The following is a 9,231-nucleotide window of genomic DNA, read 5'->3' on the forward strand; positions in this document are numbered from 1 at the left end:
GTTCCCGTCGGCAGCAGACGGACAGGGCTTTAAAAACCTGGCAAAATATATACATGCTAAGGGATTAAAATTTGGTATTCATATTATGCGCGGCATCCCTACGCTTGCCGTTAAAGAAAAGATGCCAATTAAGGGTACAAAATACACTGCCGATCAGATCTATAGCACTGCTTTGCAATGCAAATGGCTTACTGATAATTATACGATAGATGCTACAAAACCCGGTGCACAGGAATATTATGATTCAATAATGGAACTTTACGCCAGTTGGGGTGTCGACTTTATTAAAATAGATGATCTCTCCCGTCCTTATCATCAGGGAGAAATAGAGCTCATCAGAAAAGCAATCGATAAAACCGGCCGCCCGATTGTGCTGAGCACTTCACCAGGCGAAACGCCGATAGAAAAAGCAGAACACGTTCAACAACATGCAAATATGTGGAGAATGGTGGATGATGTATGGGATACCTGGCCACATATTACTCACCTGATTAATGTTGCCCAACCATGGGCGCCTTATATTAAGCCCGGAACCTGGCCTGATTGCGACATGATTCCTTTGGGTAGAATTTCCATTCGCGGAGAAAGAGGCGGCGACCGTGCGAGCAGATTGACCAAGGATGAGCAGCAAGTGCTGATGACCTTCTTCACCATATTCCGCTCGCCCTTGATGTTTGGTGGTGATATGCCGAGTTTGGATCCCTTTACCACTTCGCTGCTTACCAATAAAGCTGTGCTTAAGATGCATAGAGAAAGTACGGATGTAAAATTTCTTTTTAACGATCGCAAGAAAGTTGCGGTAACATCAACGAATGCTAAAACCGGACAACATTATCTCGCCCTGTTCAATCTTTCTGATGAACCAGATCTAAAGGAAATTTCTGTAAAATGCTCAGATTTAGGGATAACTAAAATAGCTAAAATTACAGATAGCTGGACAGGAAAAGTTGTTCAGAATGATGGAAAACAAATAACCGTAAATCTTAAACCTCATAGCTGCGTTTTGTATGAAATTAAGTAAGCTATCTATAGTGCTGGTGTTTCTGCTGTTTAGCAGAAACTCATTTGCAACAGAACCAACGCAACATGCTGCAACTGATTCTGTTTACCTGTTTTCATACGCGACTGATGGATTACGGTTTGCATGGAGCGATGACCGAAATAATTGGACACCTGTTGGAACAGGACAGGTTTATCTTCGCTCGGACTTTGGCCGCTGGGGATCAGATAAAAAAATGTTTGCTCCATATGTGATTCAGGGGCGTGGAGGAGTTTGGCAATGTGTATGGAGCTTAAATGATCGGGTAAGGCAGTTTGCCCATGCTCAAACAAGAAATCTGATTGACTGGGGGCCGCAAGGTTATCCCCTTTTTGAAAAAGGTAAGAATATCCTTCGTCCTGTGATTAGTTATCGTAAAGATCTCGACATTTATCAGATTGTATACACAGATAGCGAGGGCGCCTATTTTCAGACAGAAACAAAAGACTTCAAAACCTATAGTCCGGCAAAGGAGGTACCCCTCTCTGCCTATAAAAGCAATACCATCACCACTACCATTCAAAACAATCCGGTGAGTGGGCAGTTACACCGTGTTAAATGGGCGGTGGTTGAAGAGTTGAATAAAACTGCAGAGCTCAGGAATTTCAAGGCGCGGCAAGATGCGGAGACAACCAAAGAAGATCCGGTACGTTTTGCAAACTTAACAAAGCCGGAGCTGCATATTTCGGCCGAGCCTGAAAAAGCTAAAGCAATCAGTAAGCTGTTAACAGGGATATTTTTCGAAGATATCAACTATGCAGCAGATGGCGGACTTTATGGTGAACTGATTCAAAATCGTGACTTCGAATATCAGCCATCAGATAAAGAAAACCATGATACAAAATGGAACGGCAATCATTCCTGGACATTCAAAGGCAAAGAAGGGGATTTTGCAATTCGAACAGCGCAGCCACTCCATCCGAATAACCCACATTATGCGGCACTAAATTTAACGGTCGATGGCAGTTCATTATCGAATTCTGGTTATGATGGTATTGCACTAAAAAAGGGCGAAAATTATCTTTTCTCCAGTTTTGTCCGGGTTGAAGAAGGAAAGAAGTCGTTTGAAGTAAGGCTCGTTAGTGAAAAATATGGCTTGCTTTCGAAAGGATTGATCAGTTGCAGTTCAAAATCCTGGAAGGAAATAAAGATGACACTCAAATCATCGGTTTCAGCCTCGGATGTGACTTTGCAATTGTGGCCATTACAAAACGGCCGTATCGATCTCGACATGATTTCACTATTTCCCCAAAATACCTTCAAAAATCGCCGAAATGGCCTTAGAGCAGATCTTGCAGATACAATTGCAGCGATAAAACCGCGTTTTGTGCGTTTTCCAGGTGGATGTGTGGCCCACGGAGATGGGATCCATAACATTTACAGATGGAAAAATACAATCGGGGCCTTACAGACTCGGGTTCCTGACCGCAATTTGTGGGGCTATCACCAGAGTATGGGGCTGGGATACTTTGAGTACCTTCAGTTTTGTGAAGATATCGGCGCAGCACCAGTGCCTGTTATCGCCGCTGGGGTGCCCTGCCAAAACTCAGGAGCCAATGGTGGCGGGCAACAGGGTGGAATCCCGATGGCAGATATGCCTGCATATATTCAGGATATTATTGATTTAGTTGAATACTGTAATGGAGCCACAAATACAAAATGGGGTAAGGAACGTGCAGCTGCAGGGCATCCGAAACCATTTAATTTAAAATATATCGGTATCGGCAATGAAGACCAGATAACAGACGTCTTTCGTGAGCATTTCGCCATGATCTATAAAGCACTTAAAAAAGCGCATCCTGAAATAACCATTATTGGAACTTCTGGGCCATTTTTTGAAGGCACAGATTATGAAGAAGGTTGGGCCTTTGCCAACGAAATGAAGGTTGACATGATAGACGAGCATTATTATCGTCCACCAGGCTGGTTTATAAACAATCAGGATTTTTATGATAAATATGACCGCAGTAAATCAAAGGTATATCTGGGAGAGTATGCGGCAAGTCTCCCCGGGGGAAATAGGACAAACCTGGAAACTGCTTTATCTGAAGCGCTGTATCTCACCTCCCTGGAGCGCAATGGAGATGTAGTATCTATGGCCTCTTATGCGCCATTGTTGGCAAAGGAAAAACATACACAGTGGAATCCTGATCTGATCTATTTTAATAATACAGAAGTTAAACCCACCATTGGATATTATGTGCAACAGCTTTACGGTCAAAATGTAGGAGATGAATTCATTCCTGCACGAGTTGATTTTTCAGTGAAGAGAGAAGATGTAATTAAGCGGGTAGCATACTCAATTACGCGTGACCAAAAATCAGGAAAATTATTCATCAAAATTGTAAATATGCTTCCTGTTGCAGTTAAGACTAATATTGATCTGTCCAAGTTAAGTTCAGTAAACAAACAAGTAATTAAAAAAGAAATATCAGGTCTTCCAGGCGATTACAAAATCCAACCTATAAAAACAGCTATGGATTTTTCGAATCTTAAATCTCTCGAACTAAAACCTTATTCCTTTACCGTATTTGAACTGTAAAATCAAATAAAAGCACTCGTCATCCGATAGCTATCGGATGCGAGAAGGCTTTTTCAGCCGACAGCCTGTCTCGACCTTTCGGGAAAGCAATCTTACAACTATCGCTACTAGCGGGAAAGACGACCGATTATAGCGAGCGCCTTAGCCTCTATCCGCCTATCGGCACCTTTCTCCTGAAAGGGAAAGGGCTAAAAAACAAATTACCGCATCCTGCAATATGCTCCCTGCAATCCGGCATAGCAGATTTTCGCAGGAAAAAGCACGGAAATCTGTGCAGTTCCCCTCATTACCCCACAGCCCAAGGCAGGATCAAGCGGGTGTGCCGGGATAAGCCAAGGTAAGAGCCTCGATACTGCCGCGATTAAGATTTCCGTAGGTTTTTACAAGAAAGGATGTGAGCCTTGATTTATGTCTTCTTAGTTGTTGTTTTTAAAGGCAGTCATGCTTTCGCTACGCTCAGGTTTGGTCGCCTTTTTATCAAGAAAAAGGTAAGAGCCCTTCGGCGGCGGTGAGCCGAGGCAAGGCCGAGCCTAAGGCAAAGATGGCTACCGCTTTAAAATTAGCTTCGCTGAGCACTCCGTGGTTTCCGCCTGCGCGGGAAAGACGACCGCTCTGGAATCTGCCATTGATAGAGATCAGTTTTTAGCCAAAAAACAAAGGAGTTGGATAACTGGTTTTGGCGGTTCGTCATTCCCAACTTGATTGGGAATCGTAATGCAAGCGCTTTAAGATTCCCGCCTGCGCGGGAATGACGCAGCATATCAGAAGCCAGAAAAACCGCTGTTTTATCTATGCCCGATGGTTGTCTAATGTCGCCTACCGGTATTGCATTCTGTCCAGTATTTTTTTACAGCTTCACGTTGTTTGTAGGCCTGCATCTATCTGGGTTTACAATAAAAAAACGCTCCAATTTTGCTTACCAATTTTACGGATCAGGAAAAAAATCGGACACAAATATTTCCAATTCAAACGCTATTATTTAGCAAAAAAAAGGTTTTTAGCTGCCGATGTAAAGCTTTTGCAACATTTTTAGCGGAAATTGAAAGATCTGATCTATTCTAAAACGTATCCCTGACTTAACTTCGATGTTAATAACCAATTATCCAGAAGAAGCTTATTCAGGCCTCTTATTTAATATGAGAAATGCAAAGAAAGGGAGTAAAGTGGTATCCACACAAAAGGCTAAAATTTTCCGGTAATGGTAAAGGTGCATCGTGTTATGGTGTATGCTATTGATAAGTTATGAACCAGTCAGTAGCCCAATTTTAAAAATAATGCGAAACCAACACACTTAATTAACCAAATATTATACAGATAAGCATGAATTTATATTCTTATTTTTTCATTGCCTGTGCATCGGCCTTTTGTTTGACGGGCAGATCGGCTATTGCGCAGGAGACCAAAGTCGAGCCAATAATCATAAAGGCAGAACGCAATATCCTGCTCAGGAGCTTTATTGATCTTGATGGTGGTAAACGGGTTACGCATGCCATCAGTATAGGTAGTCCGTTGCAAGTGCATTATACCTACGACGCGGACAATGGCCAATTGGTATTATTGTGGAAAGGAGGATTTTTGGATGCGACACCAATGTGGCATGATAGGGGCGATGGTTCTTCGCGGCCACTCGGAAGAGCAATCCAGATCGGCGATGCCATACCCCAGATTCAGCGGTTGGCAACATTAAAAAGTGAGTTTAAAAAAGACACAACTGGGTCAGGATTCAAACCGAAGGGTTATACGCTTGATGCGTCGGGTCTGCCAGTATTTAAATACCGCACCTATGGATTGAGTGTTAAGGATGCGACGAGGGTTATTGATGGTGGCCAGGGCATTCGACGTGAAATTGAGCCAGAAGGAACTGCCAATGATTTATACCTGTGTCTCGCCAGGGCAAACGTCATCGAACAGAAAGATGGTAAATATGTTRTTGTAGATAAAGCTTATTCCATTACGGTCGAGGAGGAGACGGCATTGAAACCAGTCATCAGAACCATACAGGGAACTCAAGAACTCTTGGTTCCATTCCAAGGTAAGATCGTTTACGCTATTCTTTTTAACCAATAACCCGATGAATATTTTTTTTAATTATAAAAACGGTATTTCGTGCCTGTTGGCAATGACATTTATATTGATGTCAATAAGCTGCTTTGCCCAGGCAGAATCGCCAAAGGAAGATGATTATTTTAAGATCATGAAAGTTCCCGCTCCCGAAGGAGCAATCCTCGAAGTGGGGGGACTCTGTACATTGCCTAACGGCGATCTGGGTGTCACCACCAGGAGGGGAGATGTTTTCATCGTGAAAAACCCTTCTTCACTGAAACCAACATTTCAAAAGTTTGCTTCGGGCCTTCATGAAGTGCTTGGACTTGCCTATAAAAATGGATCATTTTATTGTGTTCAGCGAGGTGAACTTACTAAAATGACAGATACGGACAACGATGGAGTGGCCGATGATTTTGAAACCATATACGCATGGCCATTGTCTGGAAATTACCATGAGTATAGTTTTGGCCCTAAGCTAGCTGCCGATGGATCTTTTTTTGTAACCCTGAATCTTGGATTTCCGCCAACCTGGTGGAACCCGACAAGTATGGTTCCATGGAGGGGCTGGGCACTCCATATTTTTGAAGATGGAAGAGTAGAGCCCTGGGCTGCAGGTATGCGCTCGCCTTGCGGAATTAGTATGATTGATGATCAGCTTTTTTATACTGATAATCAAGGCGATTGGGTTGGCTCTGGAAGTATCATGCAAGTGAAAAAAGGCGCATTTATGGGGCATCCAGCCAGCTTGGTGTGGGCTAATCTGCCGCAGTCTCCAATAAAATTGACCACAGAACAGTTCTTTGCTAAGAATGAGACAAAGATGATTTACGACAGCAAGGGAAACAGTGTAAAGCCAGAGAACGATGTGAATGCAAAGGTGGTAACCGAGATGGATATGAAGAAGAACTTTCCTGAACTGCAAATACCCGCGGTGTGGCTGCCTCACGGAATTCTGGGTATTTCAAATTCTGAGATCGTAAAAATTCCTCAAGGCTCCTTTGGCCCTTTCGCTGGCCAGCTTCTGGTGGGCGATCAGGGACAGAGTATGGTTAGCCGTGTGTTTATGGAAAAGATAAACGGAGAATATCAGGGGGCCGCATGGCCTTTCAGAAGTGGATTTCAGTCGGGTATTGTGCGTTTGGCTTGGGGGAAGGATGGATCATTGTTCGCCGGCGAGACCAACAGAGGATGGGGTTCGGCCGGTGAGGCCACAGAAGGGATTCAGCGACTGGTTTGGAACAACAAAATCCCTTTTGAAATGCGCAGTATCAAAGCCATGCCTGATGGGTTTGAAATAGCGTTCACCAAACCTGTTGATAAGAAATACGCCTCAGATCTTGCTTCTTATTCAGTGGAAAGCTTTATTTATAAATACCATAGTGTATATGGAAGCCCGTCGGTAAATAGCCAAAAATGCAATGTAAAGGGYGTTCGCGTTTCAGCTGATGGCCTCACTGCCCGAATTATTGTAGCCGGCTTGCGCAAAGGATATATTCACAACATTACTTTGGATGGTATTCGATCACAAGAGAATTACTATAGTCTGGTACATCCAACAGCATATTATACCTTAAATAATATTCCGGAAGGCAAAGCGCTTAGCCTTACAGAAGTAAGTACCAAAAATTCGGCCTCAACTAAAACGCTGCCTTTGGCACAAAGCAAAAAGTCTTCATCAGGTGGAAAAACATCAGTAGTGAAAATTCCAACTTATGAGCAGGTGAAAGGGCTGCTAACTAAAAATACTTGCCTGGCTTGCCACAACTCGGATAAACGACAAGTTGGCCCCTCTTTTAAAGAGATTTCCACCAAAAAGTATACGGTCGAGGAACTAATAAGCCTGATTTATACGCCTAAACCAGAGCATTGGCCAGGTTATTCCACGCCGATGCCGCCAATGACCAATGTTTCAAAAGATGAGGTAAAAAAAATTGCGACCTGGATCAAATCATTAAATAAATAATACATCAATAGCTAAAGAAATCAATCAATAATATGAAACGATCAATATTAATTGTTGGGATACTCGTAACAAATGCACTGTTCGTTCAGGCACAACAACCTGCTAAGCCAGAAGATACGGAAGTTTGGACCCCCGTACCTGCAAAGGTAAGCCCGGCTAAAGTGCCTGGAGGAGCGCCTTCAGATGCCATACTTCTTTTTGACGGGAAAGATTTGGATCAGTGGGTAAATTCCAGCGATACTGTGTCAGCAAAAAAATGGAAGTTATCTCATGGGATCATGACAGTAGATAAATCTGTGGGTGATCTCCAGACAAAAGAGAAGTTTATGGATTTCCAGCTTCACATTGAATACAGGATTCCAGAAAATATAAGCGGAAGTGGCCAGGGCCGAGGTAACAGCGGTATTTTTCTGGCTGCTCTTCCTTGGGGTGCTGGCGGATACGAATTGCAGGTGCTGGACAATTACGACAATAAAACCTATGTAAACGGGCAGGCTGGTAGTCTCTACAAACAATCGCCACCGATGGTAAATGCCTGTTTAAAACCAGGAGAGTGGCAAACCTATGATGTAGCCTGGACAGCTCCCCGTTTTAACGAAGACGGTTCTGTAAGGTCACCGGCTGTAGCGACAGTTTTTCACAATGGTATTCTCGTGCAGAATGCCACCATACTCAAAGGGGACACCCCTTATATTGGCCAGCCAACCTACAGAAAACATGGCGCCTCACCAATTAAATTGCAGAGTCATGGAGATAAAAGTGAACCGATCAGCTATCGCAATATCTGGTTAAGGAAATTGTAGCAAGTACCCCTCTGTTGATCGATTTTTTAATAGAAACCAATTATATCCCTATATGAGAACAGTAAATTATCCTTTCGGCATTGTAGTCATCCCTATGTTTACGAGGTGCCAAAAACAAGAACTCGGAAGTCCGGGCGGGAAACAATCTCTTGCAAAAGCAGTGAATGCTGGTTACCCAGGCATGTGTCAATCTGGCTAAAAGAAAGCGGTTTCAACGCCATTCGAATTCCTTGCTCCTGGGATCTATATGGCCAAGAGCAATACAGCAAAGCTTCAGCATGAAGTGAAAAGAAATCAGGTTTTTGACAATACGTGAGTTGAAATAAATTTTCAAAAGACTGGTAGTAAAAAAAGCCTTCGACAATTTGAGGGTCGTGAAAAAATAAATTATAATCTAACCAAAATGAACAATATTATAAATATGAAAAATAGAAGTTACGGGATATTTTTAGGTTTCCTGATCGTTATCGCCTTATTCTCCTCATCCTGTAAGAAGTCGGAGGTTGCAGCAGAACTGGAAGTTTCTTCATTGGATATTAAAGCGCAGGCAGATGGCGAGCGTACAGAAGTGACGATTACCAGCAACGACGCATGGACAGCAGCTATCAATGATGCGGTACCTTGGATAGAGATAGGTCGCACAGCAGGCGGAGCAGGCGCTACACAGTTACAGCTAAAATTTTCTGGTAATGGTACAGGTGCATCGCGTTATGGTGTGGTTACAATTAAATCCGGTAATGGCCAGGCCAGGAGAATTAAGATTACACAAGTAGGTAATTTATATCCAACATATAATTTAACACCTAAAGCGCCCGATGCAACCGGTATGAGTAGTACG

At 43.1% G+C, this 9,231-nt stretch carries 7 protein-coding genes; all 7 read left to right on the forward strand.

Going from position 1 to position 9,231, the window contains the following annotated elements; all coding sequences use genetic code 11:
* On the forward strand, positions 1–1,021 hold a 1,021-nt coding region (locus tag AC1DND_RS10605; protein WP_477581467.1), incomplete at its 5' end, for a glycoside hydrolase family 27 protein.
* Positions 1,008–3,581 carry an alpha-L-arabinofuranosidase C-terminal domain-containing protein gene (locus tag AC1DND_RS10610; protein WP_477581469.1) on the forward strand — a complete coding sequence of 858 codons (2,574 nt, stop codon included), beginning with the start codon at positions 1,008–1,010 and terminating at the stop codon, positions 3,579–3,581. The genes AC1DND_RS10605 and AC1DND_RS10610, both read left to right, overlap by 14 nt.
* A 1,320-nt stretch (positions 3,582–4,901) precedes the next feature.
* Positions 4,902–5,648, forward strand: coding sequence for a hypothetical protein (locus AC1DND_RS10615; protein ID WP_477581471.1), 747 nt, complete (start codon positions 4,902–4,904; stop codon positions 5,646–5,648).
* A 4-nt stretch (positions 5,649–5,652) separates the two neighbouring features.
* Positions 5,653–7,590 (forward strand): c-type cytochrome, encoded by a 1,938-nt coding sequence (locus AC1DND_RS10620; protein WP_477581472.1) that lies wholly within the window; start codon positions 5,653–5,655, stop codon positions 7,588–7,590.
* A gap of 32 nt (positions 7,591–7,622) precedes the next feature.
* Complete coding sequence (locus tag AC1DND_RS10625; RefSeq protein ID WP_477581474.1) at positions 7,623–8,393, forward strand: 3-keto-disaccharide hydrolase; 771 nt, start codon at positions 7,623–7,625, stop codon at positions 8,391–8,393.
* Positions 8,394–8,445: 52 nt separating this feature from the next.
* On the forward strand, positions 8,446–8,592 hold the full coding sequence (locus tag AC1DND_RS10630; RefSeq protein WP_477581476.1) for a hypothetical protein: 147 nt from the start codon (positions 8,446–8,448) through the stop codon (positions 8,590–8,592).
* 204 nt (positions 8,593–8,796) lie between these two features.
* On the forward strand, positions 8,797–9,231 hold a 435-nt coding region (locus AC1DND_RS10635), incomplete at its 3' end, for a BACON domain-containing protein (RefSeq protein ID WP_477581478.1).

It is taken from the genome of Pedobacter sp. 01N416 (assembly GCF_056399685.1).